This is a genomic window from Pseudomonas sp. B21-054 (assembly GCF_026016345.1).
Taxonomy (GTDB): domain Bacteria; phylum Pseudomonadota; class Gammaproteobacteria; order Pseudomonadales; family Pseudomonadaceae; genus Aquipseudomonas.
On record NZ_CP087204.1, the window covers coordinates 2,658,945 to 2,680,277 of the forward strand.

Annotated in this window: 24 protein-coding genes; 10 read left to right on the top strand and 14 right to left on the bottom strand. The window is 60.1% G+C overall.

Annotated elements, in window-relative coordinates:
* Window positions 1-88: 88 nt before the first annotated feature.
* A complete protein-coding gene (locus LOY70_RS12040; RefSeq protein WP_265036902.1) occupies window positions 89-1,162 on the bottom strand; it encodes an NAD(P)H-dependent flavin oxidoreductase in 1,074 nt (357 codons plus the stop codon).
* 149 nt (window positions 1,163-1,311) lie between these two features.
* On the opposite strand from LOY70_RS12040, the gene LOY70_RS12045 reads away from it, so the two are divergent.
* Window positions 1,312-1,800 (top strand): GyrI-like domain-containing protein, encoded by a 489-nt coding sequence (locus tag LOY70_RS12045; protein ID WP_025213133.1) that lies wholly within the window; start codon window positions 1,312-1,314, stop codon window positions 1,798-1,800.
* Here the strand turns inward: LOY70_RS12045 and ada are convergent.
* From ada to LOY70_RS12070, 5 genes are all read right to left on the bottom strand, one after another.
* On the bottom strand, window positions 1,764-2,837 hold the full coding sequence (gene ada, locus LOY70_RS12050; protein ID WP_265036904.1) for a bifunctional DNA-binding transcriptional regulator/O6-methylguanine-DNA methyltransferase Ada: 1,074 nt from the start codon (window positions 2,835-2,837) through the stop codon (window positions 1,764-1,766). The genes LOY70_RS12045 and ada overlap by 37 nt on opposite strands.
* An 88-nt stretch (window positions 2,838-2,925) precedes the next feature.
* Window positions 2,926-3,606: a DNA oxidative demethylase AlkB gene (gene alkB, locus LOY70_RS12055; RefSeq protein WP_413776632.1), complete on the bottom strand. Its 681-nt coding sequence runs from the start codon at window positions 3,604-3,606 to the stop codon at window positions 2,926-2,928.
* Complete coding sequence (locus tag LOY70_RS12060; RefSeq protein WP_413776645.1) at window positions 3,593-4,309, bottom strand: 2OG-Fe(II) oxygenase; 717 nt, start codon at window positions 4,307-4,309, stop codon at window positions 3,593-3,595. The genes alkB and LOY70_RS12060 overlap by 14 nt, the downstream gene beginning before the upstream one ends.
* Before the next feature lie 287 nt (window positions 4,310-4,596).
* Complete coding sequence (locus LOY70_RS12065) at window positions 4,597-4,767, bottom strand: hypothetical protein (RefSeq protein ID WP_185045792.1); 171 nt, start codon at window positions 4,765-4,767, stop codon at window positions 4,597-4,599.
* Window positions 4,768-4,799: 32 nt separating this feature from the next.
* Window positions 4,800-5,102, bottom strand: coding sequence for a DUF1883 domain-containing protein (locus LOY70_RS12070; protein ID WP_123341541.1), 303 nt, complete (start codon window positions 5,100-5,102; stop codon window positions 4,800-4,802).
* 203 nt (window positions 5,103-5,305) lie between these two features.
* Between LOY70_RS12070 and LOY70_RS12075 the strand changes: the two genes are divergently transcribed.
* Both LOY70_RS12075 and LOY70_RS12080 read left to right on the top strand, forming a co-directional pair.
* On the top strand, window positions 5,306-5,656 hold the full coding sequence (locus tag LOY70_RS12075) for a hypothetical protein (RefSeq protein ID WP_123341540.1): 351 nt from the start codon (window positions 5,306-5,308) through the stop codon (window positions 5,654-5,656).
* Window positions 5,657-5,765: 109 nt separating this feature from the next.
* On the top strand, window positions 5,766-5,996 hold the full coding sequence (locus LOY70_RS12080) for a hypothetical protein (protein WP_025213139.1): 231 nt from the start codon (window positions 5,766-5,768) through the stop codon (window positions 5,994-5,996).
* Window positions 5,997-6,029: 33 nt separating this feature from the next.
* Here the strand turns inward: LOY70_RS12080 and LOY70_RS12085 are convergent, their stop codons facing one another.
* Window positions 6,030-6,311: a hypothetical protein gene (locus LOY70_RS12085; protein ID WP_123414553.1), complete on the bottom strand. Its 282-nt coding sequence runs from the start codon at window positions 6,309-6,311 to the stop codon at window positions 6,030-6,032.
* Window positions 6,312-6,427: 116 nt separating this feature from the next.
* Complete coding sequence (locus tag LOY70_RS12090; RefSeq protein WP_025213141.1) at window positions 6,428-6,643, bottom strand: hypothetical protein; 216 nt, start codon at window positions 6,641-6,643, stop codon at window positions 6,428-6,430.
* 234 nt (window positions 6,644-6,877) lie between these two features.
* Between LOY70_RS12090 and galU the strand changes: the two genes are divergently transcribed.
* The 4 genes from galU to ahpF all read left to right on the top strand — a co-directional run bounded on the left by galU (window position 6,878) and on the right by ahpF (window position 11,807).
* A complete protein-coding gene (galU, locus tag LOY70_RS12095; RefSeq protein ID WP_003182953.1) occupies window positions 6,878-7,717 on the top strand; it encodes a UTP--glucose-1-phosphate uridylyltransferase GalU in 840 nt (279 codons plus the stop codon).
* Between the two features lie 309 nt (window positions 7,718-8,026).
* Window positions 8,027-9,385, top strand: coding sequence for a glutathione-disulfide reductase (gene gorA / locus LOY70_RS12100; protein WP_265036921.1), 1,359 nt, complete (start codon window positions 8,027-8,029; stop codon window positions 9,383-9,385).
* 170 nt (window positions 9,386-9,555) lie between these two features.
* Window positions 9,556-10,119, top strand: coding sequence for an alkyl hydroperoxide reductase subunit C (gene ahpC / locus LOY70_RS12105; RefSeq protein WP_025213143.1), 564 nt, complete (start codon window positions 9,556-9,558; stop codon window positions 10,117-10,119).
* 125 nt (window positions 10,120-10,244) lie between these two features.
* Complete coding sequence (gene ahpF / locus LOY70_RS12110) at window positions 10,245-11,807, top strand: alkyl hydroperoxide reductase subunit F (RefSeq protein WP_265036924.1); 1,563 nt, start codon at window positions 10,245-10,247, stop codon at window positions 11,805-11,807.
* Between the two features lie 175 nt (window positions 11,808-11,982).
* Here the strand turns inward: ahpF and gloA are convergent, their stop codons facing one another.
* The gene (gene gloA / locus LOY70_RS12115) at window positions 11,983-12,504 is read right to left on the bottom strand and encodes a lactoylglutathione lyase (protein WP_265036926.1); all 522 of its coding nucleotides are present in this window, start codon (window positions 12,502-12,504) and stop codon (window positions 11,983-11,985) included.
* Between the two features lie 194 nt (window positions 12,505-12,698).
* Between gloA and LOY70_RS12120 the strand changes: the two genes are divergently transcribed.
* On the top strand, window positions 12,699-13,235 hold the full coding sequence (locus LOY70_RS12120; RefSeq protein ID WP_265038018.1) for a DUF4946 domain-containing protein: 537 nt from the start codon (window positions 12,699-12,701) through the stop codon (window positions 13,233-13,235).
* Window positions 13,236-13,328: 93 nt separating this feature from the next.
* Here LOY70_RS12120 and LOY70_RS12125 read toward each other — a convergent pair whose 3' ends face one another.
* The 3 genes from LOY70_RS12125 to LOY70_RS12135 form a co-directional block, all read right to left on the bottom strand.
* Entirely contained in the window at window positions 13,329-13,694 is a 366-nt protein-coding gene (locus LOY70_RS12125) for a histone-like nucleoid-structuring protein, MvaT/MvaU family (protein WP_123414158.1), read from the bottom strand.
* Between the two features lie 223 nt (window positions 13,695-13,917).
* A complete protein-coding gene (locus LOY70_RS12130; RefSeq protein ID WP_265036928.1) occupies window positions 13,918-15,462 on the bottom strand; it encodes an EAL domain-containing protein in 1,545 nt (514 codons plus the stop codon).
* 149 nt (window positions 15,463-15,611) lie between these two features.
* Window positions 15,612-16,472: a LysR family transcriptional regulator gene (locus LOY70_RS12135; protein WP_265036930.1), complete on the bottom strand. Its 861-nt coding sequence runs from the start codon at window positions 16,470-16,472 to the stop codon at window positions 15,612-15,614.
* Between the two features lie 240 nt (window positions 16,473-16,712).
* Between LOY70_RS12135 and LOY70_RS12140 the strand changes: the two genes are divergently transcribed.
* Window positions 16,713-17,657: a DMT family transporter gene (locus tag LOY70_RS12140; RefSeq protein WP_265036932.1), complete on the top strand. Its 945-nt coding sequence runs from the start codon at window positions 16,713-16,715 to the stop codon at window positions 17,655-17,657.
* A 251-nt stretch (window positions 17,658-17,908) separates the two neighbouring features.
* Window positions 17,909-18,985, top strand: coding sequence for a 4-hydroxyphenylpyruvate dioxygenase (gene hppD, locus LOY70_RS12145; protein ID WP_265036934.1), 1,077 nt, complete (start codon window positions 17,909-17,911; stop codon window positions 18,983-18,985).
* A 175-nt stretch (window positions 18,986-19,160) separates the two neighbouring features.
* Here hppD and rarD read toward each other — a convergent pair whose 3' ends face one another.
* Together rarD and LOY70_RS12160 are read right to left on the bottom strand one after the other, a co-directional pair.
* On the bottom strand, window positions 19,161-20,045 hold the full coding sequence (rarD, locus tag LOY70_RS12155; RefSeq protein ID WP_265036936.1) for an EamA family transporter RarD: 885 nt from the start codon (window positions 20,043-20,045) through the stop codon (window positions 19,161-19,163).
* 162 nt (window positions 20,046-20,207) lie between these two features.
* Complete coding sequence (locus tag LOY70_RS12160) at window positions 20,208-21,221, bottom strand: aldo/keto reductase (RefSeq protein WP_025213154.1); 1,014 nt, start codon at window positions 21,219-21,221, stop codon at window positions 20,208-20,210.
* Window positions 21,222-21,333 lie beyond the last annotated feature (112 nt).

Consider the following 21,333-nt stretch of genomic DNA (forward strand, 5'->3'; position numbering starts at 1 on the left):
GGTGGTGTGTCCGGACTTGCCAGCTGTCCCCTGTCCCCTGTGGGAGCGAGCTTGCTCGCGATGGCGGCCTAACAGGCGATGACGACTGTCAGGCCCGCCCACGATTGTTGAGTCGGGCCAATGCCTCTTCAGCCAACCGCCGGGTCAGCTCGGCGCTCGACAGCTCGCGGCCCAGGGGAAACGCCTGGCCGGCCCAAAGGTTGCTGAAGTCCGCTTCATCCTTGGCGCGCAGCGGCATCAACGCGCCGCCCGCCAGGGGAAAGGCCGGCGCGAGCGGACTCATCGGACCGACTTCGCGCATCACCCGGTTGACGATGCCCCGGGCCGGGCGGCCGGTGAACAGGTTGGTGACGGCGGTCTGGCTTTCCTTGGCCGTGCGCAACGCCCGGTGATGGGACGCGCTGATCTTGGCTTCGGGGGTGAACAGATAGGCGCTGCCCAGTTGCACCGCCGAGGCGCCCAGGGCGAACGCCGCGACGATCCCCCGCGCATCGCCGATGCCGCCGGTGGCGATCACCGGTACTTTCACCGCATCCACCACCTGCGGCAGTAAGGCAAACAGGCCCACTTGGGTGTTGAGATCGTCGCTGAGGAACATCCCGCGATGGCCACCGGCCTCGTAGCCCATGGCGATGATCGCGTCGCAGCCGTGCTGTTCCAGCCAGACGGCTTCCTCGACGGTGGTGGCCGAAGAGAGGATTTTCGCGCCGGTGGCCTTTACCCGATCCAGCAGGGATTTTTCCGGCAGGCCGAAGTGGAAGCTGACCACTTTGGGGCGAAACTCTTCCAGCACACGGCAGGCAGCGTCATCGAAAGGAGTTCGGTTGGATACCGGTGTCGGCGCGTCGAAATCGGCGCCCAGTTCCTGGTAGTAGGGTCTGAGCCGCTGCTTCCAGGCTTCGGCCCGTTGCTCATCGAACACCGGCGGCTGGTGACAGAAGAAATTAACATTGAACGGTTTGTCGGTCTGCTCGCCGATGGTCGTCAGGGCCTGGCGCAGTTGCTCGACATCCAGCATCGCCGCCGGCATCGAACCCAGCCCACCGGCATTGCAGGTGGCGACCACCATGGCCGGCCCGGTCACCCCGGCCAGCGGCCCCTGGATGATGGGCAGCTCGATGCCGAGCAGGTCAAGAAGGCGAGTGTCTGGCCACTGGCTCATGTGCGGAGTCTCCGACGGCAGAAGGAAACAGCGTTTTTAGCAGGTGTGGCAGGGCCAAGGCCAGTCGAGTTTTTCAATTGAACGCCGCTGCTTGATCCCGACGGCGGGAGGGTTACCATGCGGGCTTCACTTATCAAGGAGCCTGACGCATGGACGTAAAACTCAAGACCGTCGAACCCTTCACCGTGGCCGGTTTGCAGGTGCACACCCGTAACGCCGACGAGCAGCAGCCCGACACAGCGAAGATCGGCCCGATGTGGCAGCAGTTCTTCAACGAAGGGCTGTTCGACAGGATCCCGGCCCGGCAGTCGGAGTCGTTTGTCTATGGGGTTTATTCCAACTACGAGTCTGATGCCACCGGCTACTTCGATGTGACGGCCGGCGTGCAGGTGGATGCGACGAGCGCCGGTTACCCCGCCGTGGACATCGAGGGCGGCGACTACCTGGTGTTTTCGGCCAAGGGGCCGATGCCCGATTGTGTGATCCAGACCTGGGGCCTGATCTGGGCGTACTTCGCCGATAACCCGCAAACCCTGCGCCGTTTCACCACCGATTTCGAGGTCTACAGCGGCCCCGATTCGGTGGCGATCTACATTGGCGTTCAGTCCCCGGACGAGCGTTCCAGCGCCAGCAACTGACGCTTGCGCTCCACGCCCCAGCGATAGCCCGAGAGGTTGCCGTCGCTGCGCACCACCCGGTGGCAAGGGATCGCCACCGCCAGGCTGTTGGCGCCGCAGGCCTGGGCCACGGCGCGCACGGCCTTGGGCTGGCCGATGCGCTGGGCGATCTCGGCGTAGCTGGCGGTGCTGCCCGGCGGAATCTCCCGCAAGACTTGCCAGACCCGTTCCTGGAACGCCGTACCGCGCAAGTCCAAGGGCAAATCCAGGCCCAGGGCCGGTGCTTCGATGAAGCCCACCACTTGGGCAATCAACTGCTCGAATTCCCGGTCGGCGCCAATGAGGTTGGCGCGGCGGAATTTATCCTGCAGGTCTCGCACCAGTGCATCCGGGTCGTCCCCCAGCAGGATCGCGCACACGCCGCGTTCGCTTTGCGCCACCAGGATCGCCCCGAGGGAGCATTGGCCGACGGCGAAACGGATGTCGTTGTTCTGCCCGGCGGCGCGGTAGTCCGTAGGCTTCATGCCCAGGACCTTGTCGGCGGCTTCATAAAAGCGGCTGTTGGAATTGAAACCGGCGTCGTACAGCGCCTCGGTGATGCTGCCGCCATCGGCCAGGCGTTCGCGGACTTTGCGTGAGCGGTGGGCACTGGCATAACCCTTGGGGGTCAGGCCGGTGACCGCTTTGAAGACCCGATGAAAGTGGAAGGGGCTCAAGCCTGCGCTTTCTGCCAATTCATTGAGCCCAGGCAGTTCTTCGGCCGCCTCGATCTGCCGACAGGCCGCCGCGACCCGGGCCGCTTGCTGGGCGGCAATCTGGGTCTGGTCCCTGGCCACGCGTTTGCTGGGACGGTAGCCGGCGGCCTGGGCCTGTTCCGGCGTGTCGAAGAATTCAACGTTGCGCGGGTTGGGCAGGCGCGACAGGCTGCTGGGGTGGCAATAGATGCCGGTGGTTTTCACGCCGTAGACAAATTGCCCATCGGCGCGCGGATCCCGGGCGAGCACGGCGGCCCAGCGCGGATCCAGTTCAGGGGCGAGATGATTCGAAGTGCTGTTCATGGTCGTTATGTCCATTGGCCCGTTTTGGCTACAGTAGCGAGCCTGGGGAGCGGCGACACTCCAAGTCTTGCGGTTGAATTCTGCACCTTCATCCGGCGGTGCGAAACGTCAGGTTGATGCGCTGGGTGCCCAGGCGCGGATGCTCACCCGCCTTGAGCGGCAGGACGCCGTGGTAACGCAACCGGTCCACACCGCCCCAGACCACGATGTCGCCATGGAACAGCGGGATGCGTTGGCTTTTGTCACTGCGCTCGAAGCCGCCGAACTGAAACATTGCCGGCAGGCCCAGGGACATCGAGACGATAGGGGCGGTGAGTTGGCGCTCGTTCTTGTCTTGATGCAGCGACATCCGTGCGCCGGGCACGTAGCGGTTGATCAGGCAGGAATCCGGCTCGAAGTGCTCGAACTGCGCCTGCCGGGCAGCGGCCTGGGCCAGTTCGCGAAACACCGCCGGCATGTCGGGCCAGGGGCGGCCGGTTTGGGGATCATGGGCGGTATAGCGATAGCCACTGCGGTCGGTGGTCCAGCCCAGCGCGCCGCAACTGCTCAAGGCCACCGACATGGTAAAGCCGCCGGGCGTGACCATCTGCCGGAACGGCGCGGCCTGCAAGACCGCCTCCAGGGCCGGCAGCAAACGGTCGAGCCAGGGCAGGGCAAAGCCACGCAGCACGAACGATTGCTCGCCGATCCGTTCGACCTGGCCGGGCGTCGTCGGCGTCTCGTCGGCGAACAGGTCCAGGGTGATCGGGTTGTCGTCATTGCGCATCATGAAAAATGATTCCCAAGGTGTGTCGCCTGCCGTCGTGCACGCGGCTGATGCCATGGCGCATGTTCACTCGATAATAACCGCGAACACCCTTGACGGGCCGCTGGTGCACGGCGAACACCACCGCATCGCCCTGTTTCAGATCGATGACCTGCGGCCGCGACTGCATGCGCGGGCGTTGCTCGGTCAGCACGAACTCACCCCCGCTGAAGTCCCGCCCCGGTTCCGACAGCAGGATCGCCACCTGCAGCGGGAACACCTGTTCGCCGTACAGATCCTGATGCAGGCAGTTGTAGTCCTGTGGGCCGTATTGCAGCAACAACGGCGTAGGGCGTTGCTGCCCGGCGGCATGGCAGCGCTGGATGAAATCGGCGTGCCGGTCGGGGTATCGCGCTTCGATGCCCATGCATGCATTCCAGCGGTTCGCCAGCGGCACCAGCTGCGGATACAACGACTGGCGCAGTTGCTGGACGAGGTCGGGCAGCGGGTAACGAAAATACTGATATTCGCCGCGTCCGAACCCATGACGGGCCATGACCACCCGCGAACGAAAAAGTCCGGTATCGGCGTACAAGTTGCTGAGACTCTGGCATTGCGTGGCCGTGAGCAGGTGGCGGATAACTGCGCTGCCGTCCTGATCGAGGCTGCGCCCCAAGGCAGGCCAGTCAAGGTCATCCATGGAGGGGGTCAGCGAAGGCGCTTGCAGGGAAGTCGACATGAGCACAAACCTTGGTGGAAGGATTGTTCAGTCTGGCGAGTGCTTCGTTGCCGGGCACTCCGGGACTTGCGGTCAATGTTTTCTGCGGCAGGGGTAAAGAAGCAAGAGCCTGACGGTCTAACCTTGTGGCGAGGGGATTTATCCCCGTCCGGCTGCGCAGCAGTCGTAAACCGGCTGGCACGGTTCATCTGCTGCACCGCAGTGCCAGGTTTTGGGGCTGCTTCGCAGCCCAGCGGGGATAAATCCCCTCACCACAAAAAAAGCCAACGAGGCGGTTACAGCGCTTTGCTGACACTGACGTCGCTGATCACATCATCGGTCTGGCCGTGCAACACCTGCAAGGCCGCCCTGGCTTCTTCCTCAGTACCGGTGTTCAGTTGCGCGAACTCGAAGCGGCGTTCTCCATTGAGCTTGTACTTGATGACGTATTTGGTCGTCTGGTCCACGGTTTTACCTGCAGTGAAAGTGTGGGCGATGCTCAGCTCAGTCTCGAGCTGGAGCGCCGGATGATCTTGATCTTGTGAGTCAGGGTCGGCTTGCGCGTGACGCTGATGGCCCGGCGGTTGACGGTGTCGATGGTGATGTTCCAGAAGCCGGTGCTCGGTGCGGTGATCCTGGCCGGGAAGGTGTCGAACGCGCCGCCATGATAAGTGTGCCGGCCGCCATTCTTGAAGCTGCGAAAATTGGCGTCGTTCATCAAACGGATATTGCACATTTGGGAGCATTCGATGACGACGATGTCGTCTTCGTTCAGGTGCTCGCGCTGGTGGATGAATTTCATGGGCGCCTCCAGAAGGGCTTTTTCTACAAAATCAAAACGATAGCAAGGGGCAATGATGCGCAGTTTATCAGCCCCGAGTGTTAATATCCGGCCCGCGCTCCAGGCTTTGTTCATTTATCGCAGGTTGCGGGGTAAAAAAAGCGGTGCGGCACCGGAGAAAAATGGCGTCGGCACTGTCGGAGGGTCTTTATTGGAGGAATCATATGAAGCGCAGCGTGTGGGTATTGGCATTGGCCATGAGTGGATGTGCATCGGTATCGGACATCAACCAGACGCCACCCACCATGAGCGTTATCTCCGGCAAGAAACCCCATGAATATGCCAAGTGCGTTGCCGACAAACTCGCCAGCAGCCGTGGCGCGCTGCAAATGGAACCCCACAAGAACGGTGTGCGGTTGATTGTGCCGGGCAAACTCTCAAGCATGCCGGCGGCGGTGTTCGACATTGACGAGCGCTCCAGTGGCAGCAGCATCAAGCTGCACGAAAGCCTGTCCAACGTGCCCGTGCGCCCAGGCGATGTGCAGGACGCGGCCAACGCCTGCATTTCCGGTTAAACACGGTCACGGCCTGACGAGCGGGCCGGGCATCGGATAAACTGATGCCCTCGACAAAAAATGCCGCCGCGGTCAACGTTGGCGGCATTGTCATTTATGGAGTCAGTCGATGAAACGCGAGCAGGTGCGTGAGCGCCATGCAGAGGGTCTGATCTGTGCCACTCATGTGATTCAGAACCCGGCGAGCCCAGGTGAATGGATCGTCTTCTTCAAGAAAGCCGCCGGGCGCAGTTTTTTCCTGGTGGATGACCAGGACGAAGTCGAGTCATTCAGCCGTCTCGATGACCTGATCGAGACCATCCGTGGGCTGGGAATCAAGTTCGCCGAGATTCATATCTAAGCCTGTTTCACCCACGAAACAGGCCCTCCGTCTTTACTTGCACACCACAAGGACGCTACGGCTGGTGAAGTTGCCGACATTGACCCCCAGGGTCTTGTCGCTTTCCTTGGCTTGCGGCGTGCCATCGGTGCCGACGATGCGGTAGCCGGTGCCGGCACAGGAGGCATCCGCCTTTTCATAACAAGTGGCCCAGGAGTTGGCTTCGCCGGAGCAATCGATGGTCAGCCCCTGTTCGCCATTGTTCAGGTAGGTTTTTTCGGCCGAGGCACAGCCCGCCAAGGCCAGGACTGTAAACAGCGCCAGAAGTGTTTTCATGGAATCGTCATCGAGAAGGGAGGGGGCAGGCGCGAGATTATAGCGAATGGCCATTCCAGTACAGATAAACAAAGCCCCGTTCAATGCCGGGCGTCATTTACTTGAGGCTTGTCTGTTTATTTCTTGCGACGAGGGCTGCGGGCCGGGGCCGATTCACGTTCCCTGGCCGCCGGGGCAGAGCGGTCGTCCTGGAATACCGCGGCGACTTCTACCGCCATCGCCTTGCTGGGCAGGGGGCCGGCGACCTGCTCGCCGTGGTAGTTGATAATCCACCACTGGCCGTCCTTGTCCTGGCTGACCGAATAACCGTTTGTATTTTGTGTGACCGACATCTAGCTGCCTCGTTGGCGGGATCAAGGGCGCCATGATACGTCAAATGCTCGCAAACAGCGCCCATGGGCGTACAGTAGGACCGCTAAACCCATCGAGACGAAAGGCGATTGAACTATCCGCCGTTTTTTATTTCTCTATGATGGCATCGGTTGGCCAGTGCGGGCATTGTAAGGTGCCCGCCGCCTGATTAGACTGCGCCGAAACTCGTAGACACCGCCTTTTCAAGGACTTATATGATCAAGAAATGCTTGTTCCCAGCAGCCGGTTACGGTACTCGCTTCCTGCCAGCGACTAAAGCCATGCCCAAAGAAATGCTGCCGGTGGTGAACAAGCCACTGATCCAGTACGGCGTCGAAGAAGCCCTCGATGCGGGCCTGACGGAAATCTCCATCGTCACGGGTCGCGGCAAACGCGCCCTGGAAGACCATTTCGACATCAGCTACGAGCTGGAAAACCAGATCAAGGGCACCGACAAGGAAAAATACCTGGTCGGCATCCGCAAACTGTTGGATGAATGCTCGTTCTCCTACACCCGCCAGACCGAAATGAAAGGCCTGGGCCATGCGATCCTGACCGGTCGCCCGCTGATCGGTGACGAACCGTTCGCCGTGGTCCTGGCGGACGACTTGTGCGTCAACCTCGAAGGCGACGGCGTGCTGACCCAGATGGTCAAGCTGTACAAGCAGTTCCGTTGCTCCATCGTGGCAATCCAGGAAGTCGATCCGCAGGAAACCAACAAGTACGGCGTCATTGCCGGCGAAATGATCCGCGACGACATCTACCGCGTCCACAGCATGGTTGAAAAACCAAAGCCTGAAGATGCACCGTCGAACCTGGCAATCATCGGTCGCTACATCCTGACCCCGGACATCTTCGACCTGATCGAACAGACCGAACCAGGCAAGGGCGGCGAAATCCAGATCACCGACGCCCTGATGAAACAGGCCCAGAACGGCTGCGTCATGGCCTACAAGTTCAAGGGCAAGCGTTTCGACTGCGGTGGTGCCGAAGGCTACATCGACGCGACCAACTTCTGCTTCGAGAACTTCTACAAGACCGGCAAGGCTTACTGATACGCCTGCCGCGCCTTGAAAAAACGCCCCGACTGGTTCGGGGCGTTTTTTTGCGCGGGGAAAAGTCTCTCGCCAATCACCTATCACACAAGCAAAACCCCTGTGGGAGCGAGCTTGCTCGCGATGGCGTCGGATCAGCAGCATTGATGTTGACTGGCCCGCCGCTATCGCGAGCAAGCTCGCTCCCACAGGAATTGCGCGTCGATCCAGTCCGGCTGGCTTTTTCGTTTTCCGCCCCCATAACCAACCGCAACGCTGCCTCAGGTGAAAACAGCAGGTATGCTGATGATCTGCCGAAGGAGATAGAAGATGGCCTACGATTTTGACTTGTATGTGATTGGCGCCGGTTCCGGTGGTGTGCGGGCTGCGCGGTTTGCCGCCGGCTTTGGGGCGAAAGTGGCCGTGGCGGAGAGCCGCTACCTGGGCGGTACCTGCGTGAACGTGGGCTGTGTGCCGAAAAAGCTGCTGGTCTACGGCGCGCATTACGCCGAGGACTTCGAGCAGGCATCGGCCTATGGCTGGACAGCGGGCGAGGCGAGTTTCGACTGGGCCACGCTGATCGCCAACAAGGACCGGGAAATCAATCGCCTCAACGGGATTTATCGCAACCTGCTGGTCAACAGCGGCGTCGTGCTGCACGAAGGGCACGCCAGGATCACCGGGCCCCATGAGGTCGAGATCAACGGCCAGCGCCACACCGCCAAGCACATCCTGATCGCCACGGGCGGGTGGCCGGTGATCCCGGACATTCCGGGGCGCGAGCATGCCATCAGTTCCAACGAGGCGTTCTTTCTCAAGGAACTGCCCAAGCGCGTGATCGTCGTGGGCGGTGGCTACATTGCGGTGGAATTCGCGGGGATTTTCCACGGCATGGGCGCGCAGACGTCGTTGCTGTATCGCGGCGAACTGTTCCTGCGCGGCTTCGACGGTGCGGTGCGCAAGCATCTGGCTGAAGAGCTGACCCGTCGCGGCCTGGATCTGAAGTTCGATGCCGACATCAAATGCATCGAAAAATTGGACGATGGCAGCCTGAGCGTGGAGCTCAAGGATGGTCGCACGCTGCTCACCGATTGCGTGTTCTACGCCACCGGCCGGCGACCGATGCTGGACAATCTTGGCTTGGAGAACACCGCTGTCACGGTGGACGAGAAGGGGTTTGTCCAGGTCAACGAACAGTACGAAACCACCGAGCCGTCGATCCTGGCCATTGGCGATGTGATCGGTCGTGTCCAGCTTACACCCGTTGCCTTGGCCGAGGGCATGGCGGTTGCGCGGCGTCTGTTCAAGCCCGAGCAGTATCGCCTGGTGGATTACCGGATGATTCCCACCGCCGTGTTCAGCTTGCCGAACATCGGCACGGTTGGCTTGACGCAAGAGCAGGCCGTGGAAGAGGGCCATGAGGTGCAGGTTTTCGAAAGCCGCTTCCGGCCGATGAAGCTGAGCTTGACCGACTGCCAGGAGCGCACGCTGATGAAACTGGTGGTGGATGCCCGGACGGACAAGGTGCTGGGTTGCCACATGGTCGGGCCGGACGCCGGGGAAATCGTCCAGGGTTTGGCCATTGCGCTCAAGGCCGGCGCCACCAAGCGCGATTTCGACGAAACCATCGGCGTGCATCCAACCGCCGCCGAGGAATTCGTGACGATGCGTACGCCCGTAGCCTCCTGATTGCCAGGCGAATATATGGCGAGCTTGCTCGCCATATTAAGTTTTCTTCTATCTATTTAGCTGCTCATAGCCAAAACCAATCATTCGCATGAGGTTTGCCAATGAGCCAGCCTGGGGATGAGTGGTTAAGATTCCCTCCATCAACTTTCAACCCTGATGGAGAAACATCGATGCCTATCATCAACAGCCAAGTTAAACCGTTCAACGCTACCGCTTTCAAAAACGGCGAATTCGTTCCGGTATCGGACGCCGACCTGAAAGGCAAGTGGTCTGTCGTGTTCTTCTACCCAGCCGACTTCACCTTCGTTTGCCCAACCGAGCTGGAAGACCTGGCCGACAATTACGCCGAGTTCAAGAAACTGGGCGTCGAGATCTACAGCGTGTCGACCGACACCCACTTTGCCCATGCGGCCTGGCACAACACTTCGCCAGCCATTGGCAAGATCCAGTACACCATGATCGGCGACCCAACCCACGTTATCTCCCGCAACTTCGACGTGCTGATCGAAGAAGTTGGCCTGGCTGACCGCGGCACTTTCGTGATCAACCCAGAAGGCCAGATCAAGATCGTTGAACTCAACGACGGCGGTGTAGGCCGTGACGCTTCCGAGCTGCTGCGCAAGATCAAGGCCGCTCAATACGTTGCCGCTCACCCTGGCGAAGTCTGCCCAGCCAAGTGGAAAGAAGGCGAGGCCACCCTGGCTCCGTCCCTGGACCTGGTCGGCAAGATCTAAGACCGTGAGTCCTTTGAGGGCGGTCATCCGCACCTAAGCAAGCTGCACCGCCCACAAAAAACGCCCGGGCGAGATTCGCTCGGGCGTTGTTTTTTCAGAAATTCAAAAAAATGGAAATCGCCCGTATGTTGGACGCCAATCTTAAAGCTCAGTTGAAGTCATACCTGGAACGGGTCACCCAGCCGATCGAGATCGTCGCTTCCCTCGACGACGGTGCGAAATCCCAGGAAATGCTTGCGTTACTCAAAGACGTTGCCAGTCTTTGCGACCAGATTACTTTGCTCGACAACGGCACCGATGCGCGCAAGCCTTCGTTTTCGTTGAATCGCCCGGGCGCCGATATCAGCCTGCGCTTTGCCGGCATCCCCATGGGCCACGAATTCACTTCGCTGGTGCTGGCCTTGCTGCAGGTCGGCGGTCACCCATCGAAGGCCAGTGTCGAGGTTATCGAACAGATCCGCTCCCTCAAGGGCGAGTTCAACTTCGAGACGTACTTCTCGCTGTCGTGCCAGAACTGCCCGGACGTGGTCCAGGCGCTGAACCTGATGGCGGTGTTGAACCCGAACATTCGCCACGTGGCGATCGACGGCGCGCTGTTCCAGGCCGAGGTCGATGAACGCCAGATCATGGCCGTGCCGAGCATCTACTTGAATGGCGTGAACTTCGGCCAGGGCCGTATGGGCCTGGAAGAGATTCTTGCCAAGATCGACACCAGTGGTATCGAGCGCCAGGCTGAAAAGATCAGCGCCAAGGATGCCTTCGATGTGCTGGTGGTGGGCGGCGGCCCGGCGGGCGCTTCAGCGGCTATCTATGCGGCCCGTAAAGGTATCCGCACCGGTGTGGCGGCGGAGCGTTTCGGCGGTCAGGTGCTCGACACCATGGCCATCGAGAACTTCATCTCGGTCCAGGAAACCGAAGGCCCGAAACTGGCCGTTGCCCTGGAAGAACACGTCAAGCAGTACGACGTGGACATCATGAACCTGCAACGCGCCGATGCATTGGTGCCAGGCAAGGATGGCGCACTGCACGAGGTAAAGTTCGCCAGCGGTGCGAGCCTCAAGGCCAAGACCGTGATCCTGGCGACCGGTGCACGCTGGCGCGAAATGAACGTGCCGGGCGAGCAGCAATATCGCAACAAGGGCGTGGCGTACTGCCCGCACTGTGATGGTCCGCTGTTCAAAGGCAAGCGTGTGGCAGTGATTGGCGGCGGTAACTCCGGCGTTGAGGCAGCCATCGACCTGGCCGGTATCGTGGCCCATGTGACCTTGCTGGAGTTCGATGTGCAATTGCGTGCCGATGCGGTGTTGCAGCGCAAGCTGCACAGCCTGGCGAACGTGACGGTGATCACCAACGCCCAGACCACCGAAGTGACGGGCGATGGCCAGAAGGTCAACGGCTTGCGCTACAAGGACCGTCCAAGCGGTGAAGTGCGGGACGTGGAGCTGGAAGGTATCTTCGTGCAGATCGGCCTGTTGCCCAACACCGATTGGCTCAAAGGCACCGTCGAGTTGTCGCCGCGGGGCGAGATCATTGTCGATGCCCGGGGCGAAACCTCGATCCCTGGCGTATTCGCCGCCGGTGACGTGACCACCGTGCCGTACAAGCAGATCGTGATCGCCGTGGGTGAGGGGGCCAAGGCTTCGCTGAGTGCCTTCGATCATCTGATCCGCACTTCTGCGCCGGCCTAAGCGGCCGATAGCGGAAAAACAAAACCCCATGAGTCTTGGCTCATGGGGTTTTTTATCGCCCATTATTCTGTGGGAGCGAGCTTGCTCGCGATGGCGGTGGGTCAGCTTGCATCCATGCTGAATATGCTGCCTTTATCGCGAGCAAGCTCGCTCCCACAATGGGTATCAGTACAGCCTACAGCGGTGCCGGCTGGATGATTTCGACCCAGTAGCCATCCGGGTCCTTGATGAACGCCAGGCTCTTCATGCGGCCGTCATTCAGGCGTTTCTGGAAGTCGCAGTCCAGTGCTTCGAAACGCTCGCAGGCGGCAACGATGTCCGGGACCGAGATGCAGATGTGGCCAAACCCACGCGGGTCGGTGTTGCCGTTGTGGTAGGCGAATGCCGGATCGCTTTCGGTACCATGGTTGTGGGTCAGCTCCAGGATGCCAGGAATCGATTTCATCCATTCGGTACGTGCCGCTGCATCCGCTGGAATCTGGTTCTTGTCCACCAGGGCCAGGAAATACAGGCTGAATTCGGCTTCCGGGAAGTCGCGTTTTTCCACCAGGGAGAAACCCAGCACTCGGGTGTAGAAATCCAGGGACTTGGTAATGTCCTTGACCCGTAGCATGGTGTGGTTGAAGACGAATCTGGCCGTGGCCGCATCGGGTTGGGCAGTGACGCCAGGGAAAGTATTGAGTTCGTGCAGGCTCATGGGCCCTCCGGAAAATAAGTGGGGCAAACGGCGTAGCAACTCAGTTGCGACGGTTCCTGGGCTTGCGTTACACGGCTTCCTTGCAGGTGCACCCATGATACGCAAAGGAGCACGGCATCGCCAAACCGCGCATGGCTATTGCCTGCTTCTGCGGTGGGCTTCAGACTTTACGATTGGCTTTTGAGTACAACGCAATGATTCGACCGTTTCCTTCGCTGTTTGTCCTGTTGTTTGCCATCGTTGCGAGTGGCGCTGCCCAGGCGCTTGAACCGCAGGTCACATGGCCACAGGGGTGGGTCATCGAGCCGCTGCCCGCCGATGCGCCTGCCCCGACGACGGCACCGGGAATGACCCGGCAACGGGCGACCAAGAGCGACTCGGCGGGCAATGCGCTGATGGTCATGGAGCTGACCGCGACACCCGTCGAGCCCGATCATCAAGTCAACTTGCAAGGCGTGTTACTGGAAATGCGCAAGTCAATCCAAAAGGATTTTTTCCAGGGTGGTTATCAAAGTGTGTGCAATAAGATCCATGCTTCCATGTTGGGCGAAGTCACGGCATTGGAGACCACTTGCACGATCACGCAGAACGGTCGACATGTGTTGTCTCAGACACTCGTCGCGGCACTAAATGAGGGCAAGGCTTATGTGCTGTCCTATGCGGGACAGGCGCAGGTGTTTGTTGAAAGCCAGGATGAAATACAGTCGGTACGAAATAGCCTGAAACTATAAGGCCATCAGCACAATACGCCGGGAGCACGATCCAAAAGTTGAGCCCATAAAAAAACCCTGAGTGTACTCAGGGTTTTTTTCATCCGGCGGATGTCAACCACGCAACCAGGAATCAACGGTGCCCGCACCGTATTGTTCTTTCCAGGCCTTCAGGCCGCGATGGTTGCCGCCCTTGGTTTCGATCAACTCACCCGTGTGCGGGTTCTGGTAAACCTTGACCACACGTGCACGGCGGGTTTTAACGGGCTTGGCCGCTGGCGAGCCAGCCTTGGACGGCTTCGGATCAAGGATCGCGATGATATCGCGCAAGCTCTTGCCGTAGGTTTTCATCAGTCCCTGGAGCTTTTCTTCGAATTCGATTTCTTTCTTGAGCCCGGCATCGTTCTTCAGCGATTCCAGCTGCTTGAGCTGTTCTTGAAGGGCCCTTTCAGCTGCACGAAATTCAGCGAGTCTGGACAAAATCGTTACTCCAATCAGAATGTTTGGCTGATACCAACCGCAAACAAAGCTATAAGCCAAGTGCCTTGAAGCGACTCGGTGATAATGATTCTCCTGCTATCTAGCACAGGTAGAAAAAATTGTAGTAGTTAATCCGAAATGTGTAAATCGTAACTTTTTCGTTATGTAACAACAGCAAACGTTTTTATCCATTTTAGCGCCGTCGTCAATAGGTCGGCGACGGTTAATTGCCATTAATGGCGGTCAAGGTCTCAATGAAGTCCTGCCCGCTAACCGGGCGGCCAAATAGATAACCTTGTAGAAAGTTCACCCCATGGGCGGCCAGGTAATCGCTTTGTTCGAGCGTTTCGACACCCTCGGCGACAATACCCAAGTCGAGCTTGCCCGACAGTTCGATGATGCTGTCGAGGATGTGGCGCGACAGGGCATCGGCACCGATCATCGCGACAAAACTCTGGTCAATCTTCAGGAAATCCACGTTGAACTGACGCAAGTACCCCAGGCTGGAATGACCGGTGCCGAAATCGTCGATGGCGATCATGACCCCCAGCTCACGCAGCTGTTCGAACAATTGGTGAGTAATGGGCGTCGGTTCGATCAGCTCGCGCTCGGTCAGCTCCAACACCAGCGCAATCGTGCCGGCTGGGAAGGCATCCAGGAACGCGCGGCAATCGTTCACCAGGGCCAGATCCTGGCAGTGGCGAGCGGTGATGTTGATGCCGACATGAAACGGCGCTTCGAGCAGCGGCGTAAGAGGCGCCAGCAAGTGCATGGTTTGCTGCATCAGCGCCCGGGTCATCGGCACGATCAAGCCGCTGTGTTCGGCGAATGGAATAAACAGGTCCGGGCGTACCAGGCCTTCCGTGGGATGATTCCAGCGCATCAGCACTTCGACCCCGGCCCAACGCTTGCTGTCGCCGTGTACGACCGGTTGCAGGTAGGGAACGAATTCTCCCGCCTCCAGCGCTCGTTGCAATTCACGGCTGGGAGACGAGGCGCGTTTTTGCAGCCAGTGACCGAGTGTCCCGGCAATAACGCCGAAGACGATCAGCAGGCTGAACAGCGGCGGATACTCCCGGGCCATGTAGCGCCAGACTTCACCCCCATCAAAACCGGCTTCAACATTGAAAGGGTAGCGCGATGAGGCGAGGTCGCTCTGAGCGACTGCCAGCGCGGGCAGTGGGGCTTGTCGAACCTTGCCGTCGGCCGCCAGCCAGTTCGGCCCGACTTGCAACAGCATTCGGGTCTGCCCGCCAATCAGATGCAGGACGTTGGCCAGGTGATAGCCATCGAGCGTCGCCAATGCCCCTTGCTGGCCCTCGTTGAGCCGGTAAATCAGCAGTGCGGTATCGGGTGTGACAGGGTTGCCGTTCATAAGCCACAACGTACCTTGGTGGTAGTCGCTGGGATTGACCTTTTCCTCGAAGGCGCCGAACAACGAACTGCAATACAGGGTGTTGCCTTGTATCAGGTTGGTCGAGCGGACATAGGGGCGGCGCGTCACTTGTTCGCGCAACGCCAGTTTCACCGCTTCGCAGGGTTGGCCGGCCAGGGGCAGCAATTCGCGAGCCGACGAAGCGGTGTTGTCGAGCATCAACTCGACCTGCCGGACCAGCTCTGCGGCAGTCTGCCGGGTCTGTTGCTCCAGCGTCCGTTCGGCTTGCAGGTAGAGGATGGCCAACCCTGACAGCATTGGTAGCAGGGCGCAGAGCAGGGTGGTCAGGTAGCGACGGGGCCGCGTGCGCGAACGTGTGGCGGTCAATGGCATCGGCACAACCTGTGGGGCAAGAGGGAAGGGATCAAGGCGGGGGGAAATGTTGGATGCCGACTATGATAGATGGCTTGCCGGTCTCTTGCTCGCCGCGAGGGCCTCATCGCGAGCAAGCTCGCTCCCACAGGTTCGGTGTCGTACCTGGATCACTGCCGGGCCAGTTCTATGAAGGCCAGGGTCGCCGGTGAGGCCTGGCGGCTGTCCAGTACGGCGAGGCCAATCTGGCGCGGAACCCGTGGTGCCAATGGCCGCGTGACGAAACCCGGGTTGTCGCCGCCCGGTAGCGAGCCTTCGGACACCACGCTCACCGCCTCGCCGCGCCTGACGACATCCAGGGTGCTGAGCAATTGCGAGCAACGAAAACGCACGTTCGGTGTGAGCCGGGCGGCATTGAACAGTCGCGAAACCAGCTCCGAGGATCCGGCCTCGGTGAGCACGAAGGGATCGTTGCACAGGTCCTTGAGGCTCAGGCTGGCCCGGTCGGCGAGGGGATGGGCAGTGGGCAGCAGGGCGACCATCTGATCTTCCATCAGCGCGAACGTATCGAAACGGTCTTCGGGCAGCACCACGAAACCGACGTCGATCCGTCGTTCATCCAGCCACTGGATGACTTGGCGGTCCGGCCCTTCATCGATGTGCACTTCGATCCCCGGGTGCAGGGCGCGGTAGCGTTGCAGGATGGCCGGCAACAATTTCATCGACGAAGTCGGGCCGAACGAGCCGATGCGCAAGGTGCCTCGGCGCATGCCCCGGGCGTCGGCGGCTTCCTGGCGCAAGGTGTTGGCCAGTCCGAGCATGGCCCTGGCCCGCAGCAGCAATTGCTGGCCAATGTCGCTGAGCTCGACCTGGGACTGATGCCGCCTGAGCAGTTCCACCCCCAGTTCCTGTTCCAGGGATTTGATGGCGTGGGACACCGCTGACTGGCCGATACCCAATCGCGTTGCCGCCGCGGTGAAACCCCGCAGCTCGGCGACCAGGGAGAAGATTTCGAGTTGGGTGAGGGTCATGAGGGATTGCTCATTTTACGATGATCATGCATGAGTCTGATGATGAGGCATCTGATTCGAATCAGAAAGCAATACAGAACTTTGTGGCGAGGGGATTTATCCCCGCTGGGCTGCGTAGCGGCCCCAAACCTGACGACTCGGTGTGTCTGGAGTTCGAGGGGGCCGCTTCGCGCCCCAGCGGGGATAAATCCCCTCGCCACAGGTTTTGTGAGTGACTTCACTTACAGGTTTCGGTGCACCATGAAAACGCTCGACCAAGCCCTCCCAACGCCTTCAGACCTGCCGGTCTACCTGAAGCTCGCCATGGTCACCATGATCTGGGGCGGGACCTTCGTGGCCGGTCGGATTCTTTCCGATGCCCTGGCGCCTCTGTTCGCCGCCAGCCTGCGTTTCCTGCTGGCCAGTCTTGCGCTGTTGTTGTTCCTCGCCCTGGCCCGGATCCCGCTGGTCCGGCCTAGTTTCAAGCAAGGGCTGCAATTGGCTGCGCTGGGGTTCTTCGGCATCTTCTTCTATAACCTGTGCTTCTTTTACGGCTTGCAGTACATCAACGCATCGCGAGCCTCGTTGATCGTGGCCTTGAACCCGGCGGTGATCGGATTGGCCTCCTGGTGGCTGTTCAAGGAACAATTGGGGCGGTTGAAAGTGGCGGGCATCGTGCTGTGCATCGGTGGGGCGGGACTGGTGATCGTCAGTCGTGATCCGTCCCTGCTGCAGAATGCCGCACAGGGCTGGATCGGCGACCTGCTCATCTTCGGCTGCGTGCTGGGCTGGGGTATCTATTCCCTGTTTTCCCGCCGCCTGAATGAAAGCCTTGGTCCCCTGCAGACCGTGACCTGGTCGATCCTGCTGGGTACGCTGATGTTGTGGTTGGCCTGCGGGGTTGCAGGCGAGATTCACCTCGGCGCACTGCGCGGGTTGGACGCGCGGCAATGGTCGAGCCTGCTCTACCTCGGCGTGTTGGGTTCGGCCCTGGCCTACATCGCCTGGTACGACGGCATTCGTCGGATTGGCGCGACCCGTTCCGGCGTATTCATTGCGCTCAATCCATTGACGGCAGTGCTGCTGGGGGCGCTGCTGCTGGACGAACGGTTCACGGCCTTGATGTGCGTCGGCGGCGGGCTGATCCTGGTGGGCATTTTCCTGTGCAACAAACCCCTTGCGCGGCCGGCGGAAAAGGCGATTTGATACAGAAGGCGGACAAACCAGGTTACGCTGTGTAGAATCGATTTACGCATACAAGAATAAACGTCTTCTGGCAGCAGAAGCCTCGCCCGCATAAGCCTTGGGTCGATAATGAAGATATTTGGGTTTCAACTGATCTACGGCGATTTCCTCGCCCGCAGCGTTCGCGGCATTTCCTGCGCGCCACCGCGTGCCCTCAGCATGGCTAGCAACTAACGTTTTTGGTTAATTGATAACAATGATGAGGCGCCAACATGGCAGATCTATACGAAAATCCCATGGGCCTGATGGGCTTTGAATTCATCGAATTCGCATCCCCGACGCCCAACACCCTGGAGCCGATCTTCGAGATCATGGGCTTCACTAAAGTGGCCACCCACCGCTCCAAGGACGTGCACCTGTATCGCCAGGGCGCGATCAACCTGATCCTCAACAACGAACCCCACAGTGTGGCGTCGTACTTCGCGGCCGAACACGGCCCGTCGGTGTGCGGCATGGCTTTCCGGGTCAAGGATTCGCAACAGGCCTACAAGCGTGCATTGGAACTCGGTGCCCAGCCGATCCATATCGAAACCGGCCCGATGGAGCTGAACCTGCCGGCGATCAAAGGCATCGGCGGCGCGCCGTTGTACCTGATCGACCGCTTTGGCGAAGGCAGTTCGATCTATGACATCGACTTCGTGTTTATCGAGGGCGTTGACCGCAATCCGGTGGGCGCGGGCCTGAAAATCATCGATCACCTGACCCACAACGTGTACCGCGGGCGCATGGCCTACTGGGCTGGTTTCTACGAGAAACTGTTCAACTTCCGTGAGATCCGTTACTTCGACATCAAGGGCGAGTACACCGGCCTGACCTCCAAGGCCATGACCGCCCCGGATGGCATGATCCGCATCCCGTTGAACGAAGAGTCGTCCAAGGGCGCGGGGCAGATCGAAGAGTTCTTGATGCAGTTCAACGGCGAAGGCATCCAGCACGTGGCGTTTTTGACCGATGACCTGATCAAGACCTGGGACAAGCTGAAAAGCATCGGCATGCGCTTCATGACGGCGCCGCCGGAGACCTACTACGAAATGCTCGAAGGCCGCCTGCCGAACCACGGCGAACCGGTGGATGAGCTGCAAGCGCGGGGCATCCTGCTGGACGGCGCTTCAGATCAGGGCGACAAGCGCCTGTTGCTGCAGATCTTCTCGGAAACCCTGATGGGGCCGGTGTTCTTCGAATTCATCCAGCGCAAGGGCGACGATGGCTTCGGCGAAGGCAACTTCAAGGCGCTGTTCGAGTCCATCGAGCGCGACCAGGTGCGTCGGGGTGTGCTGGCGACCGAGTAATACCTGAGCGCGAAAAAAGCCCGCCTGGCAGTGATGCCAGGCGGGCTTTTTATTGAGCGACGCAAACCCCTGTGGGAGCGAGCTTGCTCGCGATAGCGGTGGATCAGTTGGCGCAGATGCGGGCTGTGCCGCCGCCATCGCGAGCAAGCTCGCTCCCACAGGGGCGGTGTGTACGTCAGCCCCGACGCCGCTGCCGCATCAGGTGTTTGAATCCCTCGAACACCAGCACCGCCACGGCCATCCAGATGGGGATGTAGGTCAGCCATTCAGTGGCCTTGATGCTTTCGCCCAGCAGCAGCGCCACGCCCAGCAATAGCACCGGTTCGACATAGCTCAACAACCCGAACAGGCTGAACGGCAGCAGCCGACTGGCGACGATGTAGCACACCAGCGCAGAAACACTGATCACGCCGAGCAGCGGAATCAGCAGCGACAGCCACGGGTATTGATTGAACACCTCGAAACCCTGTTCGCCGCTCTGTACGAACCAGAGGGCCAGCGGCAGCATCAAGGTCATGTCCAGCCAGAGCCCGCCCAGGTTGTCGGTCTTGGTGCGTTTGCGCAGGATGAAGTAGAGCGGATAGCCCAACACCACCAGCAAGGTTGCCCAGGAAAAACCACCCACTTGGTACAACTCGTTGAACACGCCAAGGGTGGCGAAGAACACGGCGACTTTTTGCAGGTAGGAAAGGCGTTCGCCATAGACGATGCGACCGGTCAGGACCATCGACAACGGCAACAGGAAATATCCCAGCGATACGTCCAGGCTGTAGCCGTTGAGCGGCGCCCACATGAACAGCCACAATTGGGCGCCCATCAGTGCCGACGAGGCTATTGCCGCGATCAACAGGCGTGGCGCGGCAACCAGGCGGCGGATCAGCGCCGTGACCAGATGCCATTCCCGTACCACCAGCATGAACACGGTCATGCATGGCATCGTCAGCAGCATGCGCCAGCCGAAAATCTCCAGGCCGGTCAACGGTGAGAGCAGCGAAGTGTAGTAGTACATGACGGCGAACAGCGCAGAGGCTGAGACCGATAGAGCGATGCCTTTGGACACTGAGGCCTCTTATTTTGATGGGCAGGAACACCGTTGTGGTGAGGAGGGTAGTTGTGGCGAGGGAGCTTGCTCCCGCAGGGCCGCGCAGCGAACCCTGGATGGCGGTCGCTTCGCAGCCCAGCGGGAGCAAGCTCCCTCGCCCCGTTCTTATTCGATGAATGATTATGACGTACGCGGCACTCGCCCCGGCACGAAATGCCCCACGTCATTGAACCCTGGTGTCGAGGCATGCCCCGGTGTCACCAGCGAATCGATGAAGGCTTCATCCTCCGCCGTGATTTTCACCGCCTGCGCCTTGGTGTAGGAATCCCACTGTTCCTCGGTGCGCGGCCCGACGATGGCCGAGGTCACCGCGCGGTTGTTCAGCACCCAGGCGATGGCGAATTCGACGATGCCTACGCCCCGACCTTGGGTGTATTGCAGGATCTGCTGGGCAATGCGCAGGGACTCGACCCGCCATTCGGTTTCCAGGATGCGTTTGTCCTGGCGGCCGGCACGGCTGTTGGCGTCCGGTGCCGCGTCTGGCGCGTACTTGCCGCTGAGGACTCCTCGGGCGAGGGGGCTGAAGGGCACCACGCCGAGGCCATAGTTCTGCGCCGCGGTGATCTGCTCGGTTTCGGCCTGGCGGTTGACGATGTTGTACAGCGGCTGGCTGATCACCGGCCGGTCGATACCCAGGCTGTCGGCGATCCGAATCACCTCGGCGATGCGCCAGCCACGGTAGTTCGACAGGCCCCAGTAACGGATCTTGCCTTGGCGAATCAAATCGCCGATGGCCGACACCGTGACATGCAGCGGCGTGTTGTGGTCTTCGCGGTGCAGGTAATAAATGTCCAGGTAATCGGTGCCCAGGCGCGTCAGGCTGGCCTCGATGCCGTTGAACAGGTGCTTGCGGCTCAGGCCGCTGCGGTTGGGCACGCCGTCCGCCGGGCCGAAACCGACCTTGGTGGCCAGCACCCATTCCTGGCGGCGACTGGCAATCGCTTCGCCGACGATCTCTTCGGAACGACCGTTGGTGTAGACGTCCGCCGTGTCGATGAAGTTGATGCCCTGGTCCCAGGCCTTGTCGATGATCCGCAGCGAGTCTTCGGTGCTGGTCTGTTCGCCGAACATCATGGTGCCCAGGGTCAAGGTCGAGACTTGCAACCCGGATTGGCCTAGCGTGCGGTAGCTCATGACAAGATCCTTTCATCCATGGGAAAGGCCCAATCAAACCCCAGAACCACCGCACGGATCAAACAGAATTCTCAAACATCCCCAAATCCTCTGTGGGAGCGAGCTTGCTCGC